This window comes from Clostridium sp. LXY-7, assembly GCF_056172015.1.
In genome coordinates this window covers 182,940-203,325 of sequence record NZ_JBLLJL010000001.1, presented here as the reverse complement: position 1 = coordinate 203,325, position 20,386 = coordinate 182,940, and the positions used below count along the sequence as shown (strand labels likewise).

Below are 20,386 nucleotides of genomic sequence, written 5' to 3'. Positions count from 1 at the left end.
ATCAATCAGTATCCTTATGTCATATATTCTAATCAAACTCCCACAATTCCTTAGATGATGTTGAAACTCCTATAGCACCTGAGCTCAAAGCTTGTCTAGCATCTTTTCTCGTATATATTAATCCCCCAGTAATTATTGGCTGTCTCACCTTGCCCTTTATCAATTCTATAGCCTTATAGGCTATGCCCGGTAGTATTTCAATGGCATTAGGCTTAATCGTTTTAGCATTATTTAGCCCTGTTTCTATGGAGATTGAATCTATTATAAATAATCTTTGAATTGTAAATATTCCTAGATGTATAGCATATTTTAATACATGTCCATTGGTTGAAATGACGCCATCTGGGTTTACTATCTCTTTAATAAACTCAACACCATACTTATCTCCTCTCAGTCCATCAATCATGTCTACGTTTACAAAGATAGTTTTATTTTTTCTTCTTAATTGATCACAGATGTCCTTTATATTAGTTATATTTCCGTAAAGTACGAACACCATGTCAGTATTACTTTCTAAAATAACTTCTAAATCTTTAGCATTTCTGATAGCCCCTATTACTGGCTTATCATTCAACATTTCTTCAAAGTTTCTCATTTTATCATCTCCTTTCACAGTAAATAAGTATGAATTATCACATTCTTATATACCAAATTTTATGTATTTAGTTTTTAACACATTTCTCGTAGCAACTATGTCTATTTCTGTGTCTTCAATGTTGTTATCAAGTGACTCTTGGCTTCAGATGGAGTTTGCTTACGATGAACTCCTCACCCAAATGACATATTTGCTAAAGTCATACAAAGATATCTTCTTACCCATATTACTTGCTTGAGGGATGGTTAAGGCCTAAAAAAGGACAAAAAACCCCTGAATAATTGATTATTCAAAGGTTCTCAAAATCTCAACCTACGTTATTTAGTTTTATTCATATATATTCGTATACATAAAAAAATATTACTATGAATTAGTATCTATGTCAAGTTTTTTTGTCACTTTCAGCCTTTAGAAATAAATTTTGCTTAAGTAAAGGTTAATAAGTTATTTTCGCTTATTTTTCATAATATCTTATGAATTTTATTACTATAAATAATTTATCTTATGGAGATTATTTTTAAAAAGCAATGATGTGTATACCTAATATATCTAATATGCTTCAATCTACGGTAGATGGAAGTAATCTCATATACATCTCCATTTTATAACAATGCTTAATTTACTTTGATTTAATGTAGCTTTTATACTATATCCCATCTGCTCTACTAAGGTTTTTGTTATAGCTAATCCTAGTCCTGTATTTTGACCTGTTCTCATTCTATCTCCAGTAAAAAATCTCTCAAATATATGCTCCACATCTTCTTCCTTTAATTCTGGGGCATCATTTGCGAATGTAGTAACTAAATATTCTCCATCACTTTCTAAAGAAATACCAATGAATTTTTTCCCATGCTTTAAAGTATTTTGCATAAGATTTATAAATACTCTTCTTACAGCATTTTCATCTCCAATTATATTCGGTAAATTTTCAGAAAGGCTAATTATCGGTTCAAAACCCTTAAGGGTGAATTCATTATAAAAGCCTGCTAATATATCACAAAGTATTTCATATAAGCTAACACTGTCCAAATTAAATTCATATTCCTTTGCTTCAAGTCTGGATAAATCATAAAAGCCTTCTAATAAACCCTGTAATGCCTTTGCTCTCTTATCTACAATTTCTATATATTCTCTCTTCTCATTTTCATCCACATCTTCAGCCTTAATTAATTGCATGTATCCTCTAATAGAAGTAAGAGGCGTTCTTAAATCATGAGAAATATTAGCTATAGCTTCTCTAAGCTCTCTGTCTATATTCTTATATTTAATCTCACACTGTTGTTTATTACTTAAGGTATTATTAATCTGAACTACTAAATTTCTAAGTGACTTACTTGAAGTTGACACCCTTAATCTTTCATTACTTTCTCTCATATTAATATCTTCTAGATTACAGGCAATTCTATTCATTTCTCTTCTCGTAGAAAAAAGCAGAGTGATACTTACACCTGCTATTATTATAAGTAAAGTTATAATAGTTAAAATCATAAATATCACTCCCATTGTATATTTTCTTATTTGAAGTCCATTTTTCTTGTATATATAACTCCTAAAATACTAAATACCACTAGATACATTATACCTATTCCTGCTATCTTAGTCATCTCCATACTAGTTAATTCAGGATTAGCCAGTAGTTTAAATTGAGTGGTTAACAATATATTTCTTAAGTATGCTATTTTATCCCATACAAGATAGGATAATAACTTTATAATCTCACCTGCTGTTAAAAATATCATTATATAAGCAATAGAAAAAGCATTTTCATTTTTTAGCACAAAGGATAGAAAAATTCCTATTCCAATTGCTCCCATCCAAAGAGGGGCAGCTAATAAAAATCTTCTTAAAAATTCACTTAGCATAGAGTAGGTAAAGTCATCACCGAGACCTAAAATTAAAGCCCCTGCTACTAAATAAATAGCCACTATAGCTATAGCAGCTACTGAAGATACTATTATAGTAGATATTACTTTTGAAATATATAGCTTTTCCCTGGACATGCCAGAAGATATAGTGTTTTTAAAAGTTAAAAACTTATGCTCCTCACTACAGGTCATAGACATTACTATCAGTACTAAATATATAGATACCATTAACATCTGTACTCCCATAAGCATTAAAGTAGATAACCCAAACTGATTAACTACAGAATCCGAAGCATATAATGCTACTGCTGCAAAAAGTCCTATGCATAATGCACCTACTGACCCTATTAAGGTATAAATTCCCTTTCGATTAAAATGCAAGTATAATTCTGATTTTATATAATTAAGCATTTTCTTTTCCCCCTATTAAATCAATAAAGTAATTTTCTAAATTTGAGCCAGTGGTGTTTAGATTAGAAACCTTTATTCCAGCTAAAACTAATGCTTCATTTATTTTTTCAGGGGCGTCTATATATTTAAAAATTCTTATTTCCATATCATTTAACACTTCATATTCATTACACTTAAGTTTTTCTTCAAGAATTGTGCAAGCTTTTTTAGTATCATCTACCTTAACAGCTACACATTGCCTGCATTTTTCTTCTATTTCTTTAGCTGTAATTTCCTCAACTAAAATTCCTTCATTTATAAACCCATAGGTAGTTGCAAGCTGTGCAAGCTCTCCTAATATATGACTAGAAATTATTATTGTAATATTTTTTTCCCTATTTAACTTCTTTAATAGTTCTCTAAACTCTACTATTCCCATTGGATCTAGACCATTTATTGGCTCATCTAATATAAGAAAATCAGGACTTCCCATTATAGCTAAAGCAAGGCCTAGTCTCTGTTTCATACCTAGAGAAAAACTCTTAAATTTCTTATTTCCTACTTTTGAAAGTCCAACAAGTTCTAAAGCTTCATCTACACATTCTAATTCTGGAATACCTCTTTGAATTCTGTAGTATTCTAAATTCTTTTTGGCAGAAAGATAAGGAAAAAAACTTGGAGTTTCAATAACACATCCAGTTCTTGAACGTGCTTTTTCTAGCTCAGCCTTGCTATTTACATAAAATAATTCAAGCTCGCCTGAAGTTGGCATAGTCAACCCGCTAATCATTTTTAATAATGTGGTTTTTCCTGCCCCATTTTTTCCTACAAGGCCATATATCTCTCCTTGTTTTACTGTTATGTTCACATTGTTTACCACTTTAGTCTTTCCATAAATCTTAACAATATCTTTAGTCTTAACCACTAAATCTGACATAAAATCTCCTCCAATTAATCTATGTTAGGATCGCCCCATTACTTATAAGTATAGTCTTAATAAATTAAGCTTCGCTTGTATCGATAATTATATATTAAAGGGTAATCACCAAGATACCTTAAAGAAAATCTTAAGAAAATATTAAGTTTACTCCTGTAGCTTAAAACCTATTCCCCAAACCGTATGAATATATTCTGTATCAGGATCAATTTTATCTATCTTGGAGCGAAGGTTACTTATATGAACATTTATAGTATTGTCATCTCCTAAAAACTCATCATTCCAGACCTGCTGAAATAAATTAGCCCTTGTAAAAACCTTTTTAGGATGACTAATTAAAAGTTCTAATATATCAAACTCTCTTACTGTAAGTATACATTCCTTATTCTTAACAAAAACCCTCCGTTCTTCTCTATCCAAAACTAATCCTTTATAGACTAACTTATTATCACTAGATATCTTTTCAGAAAAAATCATATATCGTCTCAACTGTGCTTCTACTCTAGCTAATAACTCTTCAACATCAAAAGGTTTAGAAATAAAATCATCTGCTCCTAGTTTTAATACTTCCACCTTATTATTTAAAGAATTTTTAGCCGATATGACTATTATAGGTATTGTCTTATTGGCCCTTATCTCTTTAATTAACTCCTCACCTACTATACCAGGTAACATTAAATCTAATAATATGAGATTATAATCATATTGCTCTATACACATCTTTCCTTCGGAACCTGAGTATGCCCCTCTCACATTGTATCCTTCCTTGGTTAAAATTCTACATATAAGATTATTTATATCTACATCATCTTCAATAACTAGTATATTTACACCCTTAATCATATTTTTTCTCCTCTATATCCATCATATTTATATCCATTACAATACTATTATAATACATCATTTCAACTGTATTATATTTACTTTTAAAAATTTCCAAGGTATAATAATATTTATAAGTGTAAAAACTTTAAATATATTCTATTTTTCTAATGATTAAATAAATTAAAATTGCGAGGAGATGTGAGTCAGATTGTGTAGAATGGTAACTCTTATAAGTGTTTTAGGTTAACAACGGGATAAGTCTGCCCTTTTTTACCTAAAATATTTTAATAGTTAATACCATTTGCAGGATAAGGCTCTTTTTTGATGCCCTAATTTATATACTATAAGTATATAAATTAGGGAGTATTCTCTCATTATGAAATTTTTAATTTCATTGATAAATAGAATTATTCAAATTAAGGAAAGAGGAGTTTTCTCCCCTTTCCTTTTGTTATTATGGAGGTAATTATGAGTATATTAAACGTTGAAAATATTAGTTTTAGTTTTGGAGAAAAAATTATTTTTAAAAATGTTTCTTTTAGATTGTTAAGAGGTGAACATGCTGGTCTTATTGGAGTTAATGGTGCCGGTAAAACTACACTATTTAATATTCTAACGGATAAGTTAATATGTGATGAAGGAAGTTTTTCAAAATCCTCATCATCAAAAATAGGATATCTTGAACAACATTCTTCTATGGATGAGGATTTAAGTATTATGGAAATCTTGAAGTCAGCCTTTATAGATCTATACATCCTTGAGGGAAAAATCATGGACATAAGTAATAGGCTATCTAATTCCAACTTAGAAGAGGTTGATAGGCTAGTTAAAGAATTAGGTAATCTTCAAGATATCTTAGATACAAGTGAGTTTTATAACATCTCTAAGCATATCGAGAATACTGCTAGTGGCCTCGGGCTACATGCGCTTGGTATGGATACACCTATAAAGAAACTCAGTGGAGGTCAAAAAACGAAGGTAAAGCTAGCAAAGCTTCTCTTAGAGACTCCTGATATTTTACTTTTAGATGAGCCTACTAATTATTTAGATGTGGATCATATTACTTGGTTATCAAAGTATCTGTCTGAGTATAAAAATTGTTTTATACTCATATCCCATGATACTGAGTTTTTAAATAAAGTTACAAATGTAATTTTCAATCTTGAATTTTCCACATTAAATAGATATCCAGGAAATTACGATAAATTTTTGAAACTTCAAGATGCTGAGAGAAAAAGATATATTGAAGAGTATGCTAAACAACAAAAGGAAATCTCTAAATTAGAAGATTTTATAAATAAGAATATAATACGAGCTACCACTTCTAAAAGAGCTAAAAGCAGGCAAAAAGCCTTAAATAAAATTGATAGGCTTGAAAAACCTAAAATTATATCGCCTAAGCCTTCATTTTTATTTAATACTGAAAGAAGTTCTAGTAGCCTTGTTATGAAAACTTCAAATATGGATATAGGCTATGATTATCCACTTATACAGAATTTAAATTTTACCCTTAAGAGAGGTGATAAAATAGCTATTACAGGTTGTAATGGTATAGGTAAATCCACTTTTCTTAAAACTATAATGGGAATTATTCCACCATTGAAAGGTGATATCCATTTGGGTGACTTCCTATATCCAGCTTATTTTGAACAACAAGTTGCCATTGAAGAGCATACTCCCCTTGAGGAAGTTTGGAATCATTTTCCTCAGAAATCTCAAAGTGAAGTGCGTGCAGCTCTGGGAAGGTGTGGAATTAAAAGTGATCATATATCTCAAAAGCTATCTACCTTAAGTGGTGGAGAACAATCCAAAGTAAGACTTTGTAAACTTATGTTGACCCCTTCAAACTGGCTTTTACTAGATGAACCAACAAACCATCTAGATGAAGCTTCTAAAATTGAGTTGATGAAAGCTCTTAGAAATTTTGATGGTACTATTCTCTTAGTATGTCATGAAGCTGAATTTTATAAGGATTGGATAAGCGATGTGTGGGATATGGAAAACTATTTTCATGTAATTTAGTTATTACTTATATTAAGTTTCATATTATATATGTTTAATCTCTTAATTTAACATATAAAAAGCTAAGGTGAAAGCTTATAATTAATACGCTTTCACCTTAATTTTTTCATCTACCTTTAATTAATAACTGCCGTTAAAATATATTTTTAAAATTGTATATCTATATTAAAATTCATCTATCATACCTATGATTTTTTGATATTGAACCCCAGTGATAATTTTATTTTCATATAGATTCTCTAATAATTCTTTATCATTATCTGGTAATGCCTTTGTAGTATCCTTTTTTAATTCTTCATAATGTTTATATATCTTAGATATGTCACCATCACTAATGATTCCCTCTCTCTTTAAGTGAATTAAAACTCCCCTAAGCTTCTTATATTTCTCATAATATTCCGTTAGATCATTATTATTCATAGGGGCATTAACACTATATCCATCATTTAATAACGGACTCTCTGCAAGTGCTTGAGTTGGAATAGAAACTACACTTATACCTATAGCCATAGCTATTAATCCAAATAATAAATTACTTTTCATACGTCTAAATTTACCTCCTTTAATATTAGACTACATTTTAATATAGCTTTAATAATGTTTTTTAATTAGCTTTCAGTTCATTCTAAGCAACTATTTAAAACAAATCTAATTTCTTGATATAAATTTAGTATTTACAACTTCTATAGATAATAATTATATAATAATCATCCTAATATTTCTCTTATACACTGAGCACATACTTTAACCATAAAATCCATGTCACTTTCCTCAATTATATATGGAGGATTAAAATATAATACATTTCCTAAGGGACGGAGTAATAATCCTTTGTCTAGTGCCTTTTTGTATATTTCATAACCTACTCTTCGCTTTGAATCAAAGGGTATTTTAGCTACTTTATCTTCTACTAACTCTATAGCATTTATCAACCCCATAGCTCTTATTTCTCCCACATTTCTATGATCCTCTAACTCTTGTTTTAACTTGTTATTTAACATTTTTGCTTTTTCAATATTTTTTTCTAAAATTTTATCTCTTTCAAAGATATTTAACACTTCGCAAGCTACTGCACATCCAAGTGCATTGCCAGAGTAGGTATGGCTATGTAAAAATGCCTTCATTTTATTATAGTCATCATAAAATGCATTATATATATTATCTCTAGTCATGACTATGGCCATTGGTAAATATCCACCCGTTAGTCCTTTTGATATGCACATGAAATCCGGACTTATATCTGCATGGTTACAAGCAAACATCTTTCCCGTTCTTCCAAATCCTGTAGCTATTTCATCAGCTATAAGATTTACATTATATCTATCACAAGCTTCTCTTAACTTTTCTAAGTATATAGGTGAGTACATCTTCATTCCTGCAACTCCTTGTAAAAGTGGCTCTACTATTACTGCAGTTATTTCTTCATGATGCTTTGATAGATTTTCTTCCATATGTTCAAAGCAAGGAGCATTGCAATCTTCTCTACACTTACCATAACTACATCTATAGCAATCTGGCGAAGTTACTCTGAACACATCAAACATTAGTGGTTTATATATACTGTTATATAAATCTAAATCTCCTACTGATAAGGCCCCAATAGTTTCACCATGATAGGCATTTTCAAGGGTTACAAACTTGGTTTTCTTTTTTTCTCCTAGATGCTGATGATAATGAAAACTCATCTTCATAGCTGCTTCTACTGCTGAAGATCCATTATCACAAAAAAATACTTTATTTAGACCCTCTGGAGTTATATTTACTAATCTCTCTGCAAGTTCAATAGCTGGTATATTTGAAAAATTAGCCATAATCACGTGTTCTAGCTCCTCAACTTGATTTTTGATAGCCTTATTTATATCCGGATTTGCATGTCCAAAAAGATTGCACCACCAAGAACTCACTGCATCCATGTATTTTTTACCCTCTATATCAATTAAATAAGCTCCTTCTCCTCTTTCAATAACTATGGGCTTTAGCTCTTCATAATCTTTCATTTGAGAACATGGATGCCAAATATATTTTAAATCCTTTTCAACTAAATTCATCACAATCACTCCATTATTATATCTATAGTTCTCTCATCTAATTTATCTATATTATTTTCTAATGTACCTATTATTTTAATCCCTGTTAATGCTTCTATAGTCTCCTTATTATTCCTATGAACTAAGTCCTTAGGATTGTAACCATTCAATATTATTCCTCTTATATCTAACCCTTGTGCTTTAGCAGACTCTACTGTAAGTACCGTATGATTTATAGTCCCCAAACCACTTCTTGCTACAATCACTATAGGATAATTAACCTCTTTTATAACATCTGTAAGCATAAGATAATCATCTTTATCTTTATAAAGAGGACATATTAATCCTCCACTACCTTCACATATTATAAAATCATATTTTTTCTTCAGTTCTTCAACATCTCTTTTAATTTTATGAAGAGAAATTTCTACTCCTTCCATTTCGCAAGCAAGATGTGGAGATACTGGTGTTTTTAGCGTATAGGATACTATATTTTTAAATTCTTCTTCCACCCCTGCTACTTCACATACATATTTAGCATCCATTGGAATTAACTCCTCTTTATCCTGACTATATTCTCCTCCACTTAATACCGACTTATAGTAGATAGCATCAATACTTCTTTCTCTTATGATCTTTAATATTAAACTAGTAACATAGGTCTTTCCTACATCTGTATCTGTCCCAGTAATGAATACTCCCTTACTCATAGCTACACCTCTAACCCTAACTCATTAAACATCCTCATATCTTCTGCTATATTGTTTCCACAGGTTGTTAATAAGTTCCCTGTAATAGTTGCATTAGCTCCTCCTTGGAAAGCTTTTTGTCCACAATTACTTAACAAACTTCTTCCTCCTGCCAATCTAATTTGGGCTTTTGGATTTATAAATCTAAATATAGCTATGGTTTTTAGTATATCCTCTTCTTCTAAAGGTGGTAATTTTTCAAAAGGCGTGCCTTCAATTGCCATTAAAATATTTATTGGAATAGAAAATATACCTAATTCTTTAAGCTCAAAAGCCATATTTATCCTATCCTCTAGGGTTTCTCCCATACCAATTATTCCTCCACTACACACCTGGAGTCCTGCTTCTTGAGCTGCTTTAATAGTTGCTATTTTGTCTTCATAACTATGAGTTGTACAAATATTATTAAAATAGCTCTTTGAGGTCTCTAAGTTGTGATGATACCTATTAACCCCACACTCTTTGAGCTTTTTGAAGTCTCTATAGGATAGAAATCCATGGGAAGCACAAAGACTTACATCACACTGTTTAGATAAATTTTTATAATACTCTAGTATTATTTCAAAATCTTCACCCTTAAGGGCCCTTCCAGAGGTTACTATAGAAAATCTTCCCACCCCTTCCCTATAATTCTCCTCGGCAGCTTTTAGAATATCCTCATATTTCATTAATCTATATTCATTTACCCCTGTTTTAAAATGTACAGATTGAGCACAGTATTTGCAATCTTCACTGCATCTACCACTTTTACCATTGATTATGGTACATAAATCTATATTTCTTCCACAGTAATGATTTTTAATTTCATCAGCAGCTTGTAAAAGTTCTACTAAATTAACATTATGAAGCTCTAAAGCTTCTTCTTTTGTTATATCATCCTCTTTTAACACTCTACTTTTCAATTCTAAAATATTCATAAATCCACACCTTCTTGTAATATAGTATTGATTAAATATATGCTCTTCTTAAAGTTGGCACTATCTTATTACACATAACACTTACTAATGCCATCAATAAAATATCTCCTGGCACACATATTATGAAGCCAAACCATAGCGCCATGGCTACAGTAAACTGTTGCCCTAGATATAAGTTATAAATTAAATATAAATAAGGTACTCCTATTAGATACACAACAGCTAGCCCTATATAGCTTGCTATAAGTAAGGTTTTTAAGTTGAAATCTCTTCTCTTTTCTATTATTTTCCCTACCACATATGCCGCTAGTGCAAATCCTATTAAATATCCAAAGGTAGGCTGAAGTATGTATGATGGCCCTCCACCAGCTGTAAATACAGGAATTCCTATAAGTCCTATGAACAAATAGGTTAATTGACTTATGGCCCCTAGATTAGATCCCAATATAATTCCTGACATTATCACAAAAAATACCTGAAGAGTAAACGGCACATTAGGTACAGGTATTTTTATAAAAGCTCCTATTGCAGTTAACGCAGCGAATATTCCGCAAAGTATAAGTTTTTTAGTTTTATTTCTATTTTCCATACAATAAATTCCTTTCATTAAAATTCAAAATATTTTGCTTTTCAAAGTATATCATAAAAAAACGCTTATTGTAAACCTATTTTTTATTTAAGGTTTACAATAAGCGTTGATTATCTTTTCTTATAAGTTTGTTATATAAATCTACTTCCTATTACACTTCTTTAAAATCTACTAGTAAAAATATGTAGTACTTATCAAGTTTAGTCAAATTTTAAAGCCTCGTTAAACTATTTATTGTTAGTTATGCTTTAATAAAGAACTACATATTAAAACATACCTTATTATTGAAATTGAGTTTTCTCTTTTACTGGTGTATTTTTAAATTTATATACATTTATAACTATACCTACAATCATCATATTTATTATCATCTGAGAACCACCATAGCTTATAAATGGCATTGATACTCCAATTGTTGGAGCTATTCCTAAATTCATGAGTATATTCCAAAGGAATTCTACTGTTAGCATTGCTATAAATCCACTAACTAACAATTTTCCGTAACTATCCTTTGAGCCTTTTGCTATTCCTATCATTCTAACTAAAAATACAATTATTAGTGTAATTACTAATACCGTTGCAAGCCATCCAAAAGTATAAATTATATAACTTAGCATGAAATCTGTATGAATATCTGGTAAATCAATCATATTACTATTAACTCCATTTCCAAGTAATCCTGAAGCTTCCCTTATTTCAATTAATTGATTATAAATCCATCCAGCTCCTTCTGGATCTGCATTTGGATTAACAAAAACTAACATTCTTGCAATTCTATAAGGTTCAGTCATTACAAACATAAAAAACAATCCAAAATAACCTCCAAGTAATAATAGAAAGTCCCTTAGTTTAACACCGGATAAAAGCATTATTGCAAAAGCTGAAATTGTATATACTATACATGGGGCTAAAGACTGAGAAGTTAACGCTAATACACTAGGAAATAAAATTATAGCTATTCCCTTTATAACATTTTTTCCTCCACACCAATTATAATTATCAAAAATTCCTGCTATAGAAACAATAAATAAAAATAAAGATAACTGAACAAAATTAATGCTCATTCCTCCGACAGCTATCCATTGCCTTGTACCTTTAATAACATTACTATATATAAAACTTATAAAGAAAAATAGAATAGTTCCTAAATAAATATATTTAGAATATTTTTTTATACTTCTATAATCTAAAAAGTAGGTTCCAAATGCTATAATCACTCCTATTAAGGTATATACTATGCTCCTCATCCAAAAATCCCCTGATATAACTAGACTTTGTGATGACTTTTCAACAGAATACATAGCTATTAACCCTAAATTAATAAGCACTACTGTAAGAATTATTATAACCCAATCTGGCTTTGTTTTATGAACCCTATTAAGTCCATTCCCAACCGCTGCTGCGTCCCCCATATGATCAATAGCTCTATCTACAGCTTCCTCTTTACTATGTCCACTGGTTTCATATTCAGATATAATATCTTCGATATGAGTTCTAAGCTCCATTTCTACATCTTCATGAATCTTATTATTTTTAATATAACTACATACTTCGTCTATATAGTTTTGAATTTTTTCATTTATCCCCATGCTATACCCTCCCATAAAACTTTATCAACCGTGGAACGGAAAAGCTCCCACTCTTCTTTCTTTTCTTTAAGCTGCTTTCTTCCTTCCTCTGTAATTTTATAATATTTTCTCTTTCTCTTGGTCTCTCCCTCTTCCCAGTAGGCCTCAATGAAATTTTCACACTCTAATCCATGAAGTATTGGATAAAGAGTACCCTCTTTAAAGCTAAATATTCCATTACTTCTCATGTCAATTTCTTTAATCATCTCATAGCCGTACATATCCTTTTGATCTAAAAGTCTTAAAATCAATATAGATGTACTTCCTTTTATAAGCTCTTTACTAATTTTCAATATTTCTACCTCCCTTCTTTTAATTAAAATCCACCTTTGAATCTATAAATTTATCTATATACATAGATTTACTATACATGGTATATCTATGTATATAATCTTAATTGGATTTTTTAACCTTGTCAATGGTTGTTAATATTTTATTAAAAATCATGACCCCATCACGCTTTGATAATATTGTATAATATAAATAAGTTACGAAGTAACTTATTTAGTGGATTGCGCCTAAGGCGCAGAGAATTGTGCCATAGGCACAGAGAAGTGTTCACTTTGTTCACAGTGAATTGCTCACGTTGTTCGCAGAGAGTTACCTGCTAATTTCGGAAGGAGGTTTTTGCTTAGGCAAAAACTTTCTCTCTGACGAAGTCAACCCTCTGCGCTAAAGACGCACTTCACTGGCCAAACCAATTCACTATGCCTCTGGCATACTTCTCTGAGACCATAGGTCGCAATTCACTAAATAAAATGCTTCACATTTTATTTAAAGGTGGATGATATGAAATGTTTAGTATAGTTAAAGTTTTTTATAATGATAAAGAAAATGAACTCTGTCTGAAAATTCCTAAATATGATTCAATTACTTTAAAGGATAATTATTCACTGACAGATATTGTAGGTGAATTAGGTGAGCTTGGTTATGATATAAAAACAGGGTTCAGTGATATAAATATGGGTTCTGTGGAAATATATATGAGCAAATCTTGTGAAAATGTGATAACTGAAAGAGATTTTTTAACAGATAGGTTAGAAGAATTTTTTATAGCCTCTAACTCTTATGGTGAAGATAATAAATTAAATGATAGTGAAAACAATGACATTAACTATGGAGATATGCTTGAAAAAAACGAGAAGGAAAAATCAGGCTTTATGAATAAGTTTTTCAACTAGTTTATTAGCTTTTAAAGGTTTATTGATAGTATGCTTTAACTACATATTATCAATAAATTTTTAAAAGTAAAGATATGCCTACTGGTACCTATGGAATATGACTTCTGTATAAATCATAACAATTTGAGCTAACAGGGGAATATCCCCCTGCTGCATATACTTAAATTTATTTGTGATATTTATTTAGAATACTCTTACTTTAATCTATAATAGGTAAAACATTAATAACAGGAGTCTCATAAGGATGTACTTTTCTAATTGTTTCAGTAGCTTCCTTGTATACTCCTGTTGTACAACAGAATTCTACCTTCATCTCCTCTGCTTCACATAATACTCCTATTTCTCCATTGAAAGGATTTGCTCCTTCTAATGGCCTCCATGAACCTCTTACTTTACTGTAGCTCATACAATTATCATATATCCCATCAATTGTTAATGCTCCTATTAGATTCAATTCCTCTCTTAGTTTTCTAATATATTTCTCTGGTATGAATGTTTCAATTTTAACTAAAGTAAAATTCATTTTTATCCCTCTTTTTCTTTTTATTATAATAACTTTTGAAACTCTTTTAATAGTATATTTTTAAAGTAAAATCTCTATTCATTACTATTAATTATATACTAATAAAGCACTATTTAAGTAAATGACAAAGCAGCTTATTTAAATAATACAATCTCCAGTTGTGATTATTTAAAAATATGTTTAAAATATCAAAGCTTTGTAATATTATAAAATTAGCCTTATTAGAAAGAGAGGTAATATTTTGATTAATATATTAGCTTTAGATAATGATACATTAAAAAAAGATTTATCATTTGAAAATATCCATATAAGTAATTATGCATGGATATGGTTTGATTTTTCTAATCCTACTGAAGATGAAAAAAAATTATTAACCACATATTTTAAATTTCATCATCTTGCAGTGGAAGATTGCTTATATTCTTTAAATAGACCTAAAATAGATTATTATGGTGATTATAACTACCTTGTTCTTAATTCTCTTGATGGAAATAAAATAGCTCCAGTAGAAATCTCACTTTTTGTTGGTAAGAATTATATAGTATCTTATCATGAAAAACCCTCTCCTGAAATTGAAGAAGCTATGGAAAGAGTAGGGGAAAGACCAGATCAATGGGTAAATGGCTCTATTTTTATAACTCATAAAATTTTAGATAATATTGTAGATGAATTATTTCCAGCCTTATTTTCTATTGAAGATAAATTAGAATCATTAAATGATAACGAAGATAAAAAATCTATTCAGACTTTAATTGATGAGGTTTATAAAACCAGAAGTGAATTAATAGTTCTTAGAAGAATGGTTAATTCTTTAAGAGATTTACTTTATAGAATATTAAATTCAGATAGGATCAATGATTTTGAAGCTCATCGTCTTTATTTTACAGATATATATAACCATCTTCTAAAATTATCTGAAATGGTTGAGAACTGTCGTGACATAACCTCTGATATGAGAGATAGTTATATCTCTATAAACTCTTATAGAATGAATGTTAATATGATGTTACTTACTGTAATTTCGTCTATATTTATACCTCTTACCTTTATTGTTGGTGTATACGGAATGAACTTTCACTATATGCCTGAGCTCACTTGGAAATATGGATACTTCTTCATATTATTTATAATGCTATTGATAGGTATACTTATGTTTTATTGGTTTAAGAAAAAGGGTTGGTTTAATAAGTAAAAAAATATAGCAGCCTCTCAGCTGCTATATTTCAGGCACATGAAGAAAAATAACTATCTACTTTTTTGAAGATACCTTTAATTCAAAATTACCTTCTACTATATCTATAGTACCTATTCCACCACCACTTAGTTTTCCAAATAAGATTTCATCTACTAATAGTGGTTTTATTTGAGAGCTAATAATTCTTATAATTTCTCTCGCTCCAAATTCTCTTGAAATTCCCTTTTCAGCTATATAATCTATACAATTGGTGTCGAATTCTATAGTAATGTTTTTACTAGAAAGTCTTTCTTTAAAATTATTTAGCTCTTTCTTAGCAATACTTATAGCCATATCCTTATTAATATGATTAAATACCACAATTTTATCTAATCTATTTCTAAACTCAGGAGAAAATATTCTTTTAACTTCCTCCATTATGGCCTCTCCTCCAATTTGACGCTCTCCAAATCCTATAATATTTTTACCTACTTTTCTAGCTCCTGCATTGGACGTCATAATTATTATTACATTCCTAAAATCTGCTTTTCTTCCTTGATTATCTGTAAGTGTAGCATAATCCATAATTTGTAATAATACATCTAGTATATCTATATGCGCCTTTTCAATCTCATCCAATAAAAGTACACAATGTGGTTTTTTTCTTATGGCATCAGTAAGTAATCCGCCTTCTTCATACCCTACATATCCTGGTGGTGCGCCTATAAGTTTTGACGATGCATGTTTTTCTCCATATTCGCTCATATCAAATCTAACAAGCTCTATACCCATATTCTTAGCTAAAGTTTTAGCTATCTCTGTTTTTCCCACTCCAGTAGGTCCAACAAAAAGCATAGATGCTACTGGCTTATCATCATCATTTAGTCCTGCCCTAGAGGTTTTAATACATCTTACAATTTCTTCAATAGCAGAATTTTGCCCAAAAATGTTCTCTTTAAGGATATTTTCCATATTTTTTAAAGAGCTAATTTCATTACTCTCCACTGTCTTCTTAGGAATATTACAGGTTTTAGCAATAATTTCTTCAATTATTTCTTCATTAATAACAGCAATATCATTAATACACTCTTCCTTCATTGCAATATATGAACCCGCCTCATCTATGACATCAATAGCTTTATCAGGAAGATATTTATCATTTATATATTTATGGCTAAGACTTACAGCTGCTTCTATACTTTCCTTAGTGTACTTAACATTGTGGTATTCCTCATAGCTTGGAATTAACCCTTGTAAAATTTCTATAGCTTCTTCCAGGGAGGGTTCCTTAACTTCTATAGCTTGAAATCTTCTTGTTAATCCTTTATCCTTCTGAAAATATTTTTTATACTCATCATAGGTAGTCGCTCCTATAAATTTGATTTTTCCCTCCATAAGATAAGGCTTTAGCAAGTTAGATGCATCTAAAGAACCCGAACCTAAGGCTCCTGCTCCTACTATATTGTGAATTTCATCTATATATACTATTGGATTCTCATGGCCCTTTAATTCATCTAACACCTTTTTTATTCGTTCTTCAAAATCTCCTCTATATTTTGTTCCTGCAAGCATTGATCCCAAATCTAAAGAAAAAATCTCTGCTTTTTTTAGCTTTTCAGGAACCTTACCTTTATTTATAAGGTTTGTTAAACCCAAGGTTATAGCTGTTTTCCCAACTCCAGCCTCCCCTATATGTATAGGATTATTCTTTGTTCTCCTACATAATATCTGCATAGTTCTTTCTAAGATATTCTCTCTTCCTATAAGAGAGTCCTTATAATTATCCTGTTGGATTAGCTCATTAAGCTTTAGCGTATATTTCTCCACAAAAGATTTTTTTGATTTATTCTCTATCTGCTCTTCTCTATTATTAACTTCGACTTCATCTTTATCTTCTAAGAAAGTCTCCTCATCTTTATGGCATAGATAATAAAGTAAATCTTTTTTTATAATTCCCTGTTCACTTAAATAGTAATTTGCATAGCTATCTTCTAGTTCAAATATAGCTGCTAATATATGATGAGTATCTATGATTTCTTTACCAGAACTAATAACCTGTTGACTAGCAAAAATTAAAATCTGTTGAAATCCTAAACTTTCCTGAGGCGTAATTCCTTCTATACTATCAATATATTCTCCTATATATTCTATAAGATTAGCTTTTAACTCCTCTACATTTCCACCACATTTATCAATAGCCTCTATTACTTCTTCATTAGAAAGAGCACTGTATAACAAATGCTCTGGAGTTACATATTCATTGTTATTATTTCTAGCTTCTTCAAAAGCTTTTAAAATAATATAATTTAAGTCTCTTGTTATATTCATTTTAAACCTCCTCTAAGGTGAGCTTAAATGGAAATCCTTCCTGCTCTGCAATGGCCATTGCAATAGACACCTTAGTAAATGCTATATCATAGGAATATATACCAGCTATACCCTTTCCAATTTTATGTACATCCATCATTATTTTATTTGCTTCTTCTAACTTCTTATTAAATACATTTATCAATATATCTACAACAAATTCCATAGTAGTATAGTCATCGTTATACATAACCACCTTATAATCTGTTGGTTTCTTTATCTTTGTTTTGTTTTTTTCAATGGTTACAATATTAGTTTCCATATTTCTACCTCCAATGCTCCAAATATAATTATATCTTAAAATATTTAATAAGGCATGTAAAATAACTATTCTTTACCTTATTTAAATTTATTTTCTTCATACTATTTATTAAATCCTATCTAATCCCTAAAATACGGACAAAATATCCAATTTTCTCATAACTTAATTAAAAGGAATAAAGTAAATTTCTTCTTATTTATCTTAAAAAGGAGTTTAAAATTATGAATCATCTAGTATTTAATCAACAGGTCCATCCTTTGTATGTAATTGGATTACCTTTTGTATCTGCTCAATCTGGAAATTCTTATGTATTAACAGATACAGCAGTACCTTTAGTAGCTTCCGGTTTTTATGCTGTACGGCTAAATAATCCTAGTGGAAGTAGTAAAAGTATATTTATTAATAATGTATATGTAGCAAATACTGGTACTAACGTTTCATCTAGTCTTACGCTATATAGAAGTGCTACATTATCTGGTTCTCCCACCAGTGTAACACCACAGAACACCAATTTTGGTTTCTCAAACTCTTCTGTTGGTACTGGTCAAAGAATTACTGCTCCAATAATTAGTCCTATAAGCGGCGGAATTGTTTTTGAAACTGTAAATCAAGTAGCATCTCTCTACAATGTTTCATATAATAACACCTTAATTCTTACTCCAGGAACTTCATTAACTATTTTAGCACAAAATCTATTAGGTCTTGCAACCACTATAAATATGCGAATAAGCTATTGGGAACAGTAGATATAAGTTATTATAATTGAGAAATTATAAGGACTGTAGATATTATAAATCTCTACAGCCCTTATCTAAACTCTTAGTAAATCAATGTAATTAACTCACCTCTACATAATATTGTTAAAATTTAAATTCCATCCATATAACTGCAAGTTATATCAATCATTGCATTATCTACTTTTATAAATGAATCTTTACATAACTTCTCAAGGTTCTTTATCGTCGTTTCTACATTATTTCCAATAATACCAGTTTTTAATGGAACTACTGTATTATCTAGTGCTAAATAAGCACTTAATACAGCCTCTGCTGATGAAGTTGACAATTTCATAGCGCAACTTTCCTTAGCTCCATCACAAAGCATTCCTGTTAAATTTGCAAGCATATTTTGTATGGCGCCTTCTAACTGTTCCTCTGTTCCATCTAGCATCCAAGTTATTCCCACTGATGATGCTATTCCTGCAGCAATAGCACATCCACACATAGCTGATAATTTTCCTGTATATTTCTTTACAAATATGTTTATTAGATGAGCTAAAAATACAGCTCTCATAATTTTCTCATCACTAATTTTGTTTTCTTCAGCCACCACTGCAATTGGAAGTATTACTCCTAACCCCTGATTTCCACTTCCTCCACTGGTCATTATAGGACATTTTCCTCCACTCATTCTTATATCTGACCCAGCAGCCGTAAGTATTCTTGCTGTAGTTGAAGCATCTTTAGCTATTTTACCTTCTTTTTGTAATTTTAATAAGGATGCTCCCCATTTAAGCCCTGAATCCTTCTTTAACCCTTCTAAAGCAGCTTCTTTATTCATCTTAACTCCTTCTAATATGAATCCTAATTCCTCAATGTTAATGTTTTCCGCTACTTTCCTTAAGTCTCTTATTGTTAAATCTTTTATGAAGTCTGAATTAATACAAGTAGTTGATACCTGTTGATTATTTTTTGCGACTATCTTACCATTTACTACTATGCTTTCTATGTTAGTGTGAGAGCCTTTTAAAATTACTATCACGCTTTTCTTTAAAGTCTTTAAAGTTATCTCCACAAATACAGGTTCACCTTCATAAATAGGAATTACATTTACTTTATTACTTTGTATAAGTTCTTTAGCTTTTATGACACTATCTTCATCAACATTTCTAAACACTAATAATCCTGCATCACTATCCCCACATATTACTCCAAGGGCTGCTGCTATGTCTATTCCACATTCTTTAGTATTAGGAATCGTTACCGACTTTCCATTTTTTAATATATTTTTACTTACTTTCACTTCTAAACTATCAAAATCGCCTGAAAAATATTTTTTTGCAGTAGCTGCTGCTAATGCTACTGCTACTGGTTCTGTGCATCCTACTGCTGGCTTTGTTTCACTTTTTACAATCTCTAGTAATTCTTCTTTAATGCTTTCTATTGACAAATTATTCATTTATTCATCTCTCCCTAGTATTATTGTAAACATACTATACACAATATAAACCAGCAATAATCGTGCCAATAGCATTTTGACCAAATTCCATTGTTTTTAAAAGGGCGTTTTCGCAATATTGCAAAAACGCCCTTTTATATCTACATTATATGGTTAT

The 20,386-nt window shown here is 30.3% G+C and carries 20 protein-coding genes and 1 pseudogene; 5 read left to right on the top strand and 16 right to left on the bottom strand.

All coding sequences use genetic code 11. The annotated features are described in order from the left end of the window. Positions 1 to 28 precede the first annotated feature (28 nt). The 5 genes from ACI48Q_RS01075 to ACI48Q_RS01055 all read right to left on the bottom strand — a co-directional run bounded on the left by ACI48Q_RS01075 (position 29) and on the right by ACI48Q_RS01055 (position 4,630). Complete coding sequence (locus ACI48Q_RS01075; RefSeq protein WP_474917194.1) at positions 29 to 595, bottom strand: glycerol-3-phosphate responsive antiterminator; 567 nt, start codon at positions 593 to 595, stop codon at positions 29 to 31. A gap of 585 nt (positions 596 to 1,180) precedes the next feature. Further along, entirely contained in the window at positions 1,181 to 2,083 is a 903-nt protein-coding gene (locus tag ACI48Q_RS01070) for a sensor histidine kinase (protein ID WP_474917193.1), read from the bottom strand. A gap of 26 nt (positions 2,084 to 2,109) precedes the next feature. Next, positions 2,110 to 2,871, bottom strand: coding sequence for an ABC transporter permease (locus tag ACI48Q_RS01065; RefSeq protein WP_474917192.1), 762 nt, complete (start codon positions 2,869 to 2,871; stop codon positions 2,110 to 2,112). Continuing rightward, complete coding sequence (locus ACI48Q_RS01060; RefSeq protein ID WP_474917191.1) at positions 2,864 to 3,787, bottom strand: ATP-binding cassette domain-containing protein; 924 nt, start codon at positions 3,785 to 3,787, stop codon at positions 2,864 to 2,866. The genes ACI48Q_RS01065 and ACI48Q_RS01060 overlap by 8 nt, the downstream gene beginning before the upstream one ends. Before the next feature lie 147 nt (positions 3,788 to 3,934). Next, positions 3,935 to 4,630, bottom strand: coding sequence for a response regulator transcription factor (locus ACI48Q_RS01055; protein WP_474917190.1), 696 nt, complete (start codon positions 4,628 to 4,630; stop codon positions 3,935 to 3,937). A 438-nt stretch (positions 4,631 to 5,068) separates the two neighbouring features. On the opposite strand from ACI48Q_RS01055, the pseudogene ACI48Q_RS01050 reads away from it, so the two are divergent. Then, positions 5,069 to 5,663: pseudogene (locus ACI48Q_RS01050) on the top strand (ATP-binding cassette domain-containing protein); the annotation flags it as partial. Next, on the top strand, positions 5,663 to 6,634 hold the full coding sequence (locus ACI48Q_RS01045; protein WP_474918310.1) for an ABC-F family ATP-binding cassette domain-containing protein: 972 nt from the start codon (positions 5,663 to 5,665) through the stop codon (positions 6,632 to 6,634). The pseudogene ACI48Q_RS01050 and the gene ACI48Q_RS01045, both read left to right, overlap by 1 nt. Before the next feature lie 165 nt (positions 6,635 to 6,799). On the opposite strand, the gene ACI48Q_RS01040 is transcribed toward ACI48Q_RS01045, so the two are convergent. The 7 genes from ACI48Q_RS01040 to ACI48Q_RS01010 form a co-directional block, all read right to left on the bottom strand. Beyond that, complete coding sequence (locus ACI48Q_RS01040; protein WP_474917189.1) at positions 6,800 to 7,177, bottom strand: hypothetical protein; 378 nt, start codon at positions 7,175 to 7,177, stop codon at positions 6,800 to 6,802. A gap of 164 nt (positions 7,178 to 7,341) precedes the next feature. Next, entirely contained in the window at positions 7,342 to 8,682 is a 1,341-nt protein-coding gene (gene bioA, locus ACI48Q_RS01035; protein WP_474917188.1) for an adenosylmethionine--8-amino-7-oxononanoate transaminase, read from the bottom strand. A 5-nt stretch (positions 8,683 to 8,687) separates the two neighbouring features. Next, a complete protein-coding gene (gene bioD / locus ACI48Q_RS01030; protein ID WP_474917187.1) occupies positions 8,688 to 9,371 on the bottom strand; it encodes a dethiobiotin synthase in 684 nt (227 codons plus the stop codon). 2 nt (positions 9,372 to 9,373) lie between these two features. Next, positions 9,374 to 10,327 (bottom strand): biotin synthase BioB, encoded by a 954-nt coding sequence (gene bioB / locus ACI48Q_RS01025; protein ID WP_474917186.1) that lies wholly within the window; start codon positions 10,325 to 10,327, stop codon positions 9,374 to 9,376. A gap of 31 nt (positions 10,328 to 10,358) precedes the next feature. Beyond that, the gene (locus ACI48Q_RS01020) at positions 10,359 to 10,916 is read right to left on the bottom strand and encodes a biotin transporter BioY (protein ID WP_474917185.1); all 558 of its coding nucleotides are present in this window, start codon (positions 10,914 to 10,916) and stop codon (positions 10,359 to 10,361) included. A gap of 281 nt (positions 10,917 to 11,197) precedes the next feature. Next, positions 11,198 to 12,505 carry an FtsW/RodA/SpoVE family cell cycle protein gene (locus tag ACI48Q_RS01015; protein WP_474917184.1) on the bottom strand — a complete coding sequence of 436 codons (1,308 nt, stop codon included), beginning with the start codon at positions 12,503 to 12,505 and terminating at the stop codon, positions 11,198 to 11,200. Continuing rightward, positions 12,496 to 12,837, bottom strand: a complete 342-nt coding sequence (locus tag ACI48Q_RS01010) for a PadR family transcriptional regulator (RefSeq protein ID WP_474917183.1) — start codon at positions 12,835 to 12,837, stop codon at positions 12,496 to 12,498. The genes ACI48Q_RS01015 and ACI48Q_RS01010 overlap by 10 nt, the downstream gene beginning before the upstream one ends. A 501-nt stretch (positions 12,838 to 13,338) precedes the next feature. On the opposite strand from ACI48Q_RS01010, the gene ACI48Q_RS01005 reads away from it, so the two are divergent. After that, positions 13,339 to 13,725 carry a hypothetical protein gene (locus ACI48Q_RS01005; RefSeq protein WP_474917182.1) on the top strand — a complete coding sequence of 129 codons (387 nt, stop codon included), beginning with the start codon at positions 13,339 to 13,341 and terminating at the stop codon, positions 13,723 to 13,725. Positions 13,726 to 13,924: 199 nt separating this feature from the next. On the opposite strand, the gene cutA is transcribed toward ACI48Q_RS01005, so the two are convergent. Continuing rightward, positions 13,925 to 14,248: a divalent cation tolerance protein CutA gene (gene cutA / locus ACI48Q_RS01000; protein WP_474917181.1), complete on the bottom strand. Its 324-nt coding sequence runs from the start codon at positions 14,246 to 14,248 to the stop codon at positions 13,925 to 13,927. A gap of 241 nt (positions 14,249 to 14,489) precedes the next feature. Here cutA and corA point away from each other — a divergent pair, with 241 nt between their 5' ends. Next, positions 14,490 to 15,440, top strand: a complete 951-nt coding sequence (gene corA / locus ACI48Q_RS00995; protein ID WP_474917180.1) for a magnesium/cobalt transporter CorA — start codon at positions 14,490 to 14,492, stop codon at positions 15,438 to 15,440. Positions 15,441 to 15,497: 57 nt separating this feature from the next. Here the strand turns inward: corA and clpA are convergent, their stop codons facing one another. Both clpA and ACI48Q_RS00985 read right to left on the bottom strand, forming a co-directional pair. After that, entirely contained in the window at positions 15,498 to 17,750 is a 2,253-nt protein-coding gene (clpA, locus tag ACI48Q_RS00990; protein WP_474917179.1) for an ATP-dependent Clp protease ATP-binding subunit ClpA, read from the bottom strand. Position 17,751: 1 nt separating this feature from the next. Continuing rightward, a complete protein-coding gene (locus tag ACI48Q_RS00985; protein ID WP_474917178.1) occupies positions 17,752 to 18,051 on the bottom strand; it encodes an ATP-dependent Clp protease adaptor ClpS in 300 nt (99 codons plus the stop codon). Between the two features lie 221 nt (positions 18,052 to 18,272). Between ACI48Q_RS00985 and ACI48Q_RS00980 the strand changes: the two genes are divergently transcribed. Continuing rightward, a complete protein-coding gene (locus ACI48Q_RS00980) occupies positions 18,273 to 18,797 on the top strand; it encodes a hypothetical protein (protein WP_474917177.1) in 525 nt (174 codons plus the stop codon). A gap of 121 nt (positions 18,798 to 18,918) precedes the next feature. Here the strand turns inward: ACI48Q_RS00980 and ACI48Q_RS00975 are convergent, their stop codons facing one another. Next, positions 18,919 to 20,229 (bottom strand): L-cysteine desulfidase family protein, encoded by a 1,311-nt coding sequence (locus tag ACI48Q_RS00975; RefSeq protein WP_474917176.1) that lies wholly within the window; start codon positions 20,227 to 20,229, stop codon positions 18,919 to 18,921. Positions 20,230 to 20,386: the final 157 nt, after the last annotated feature.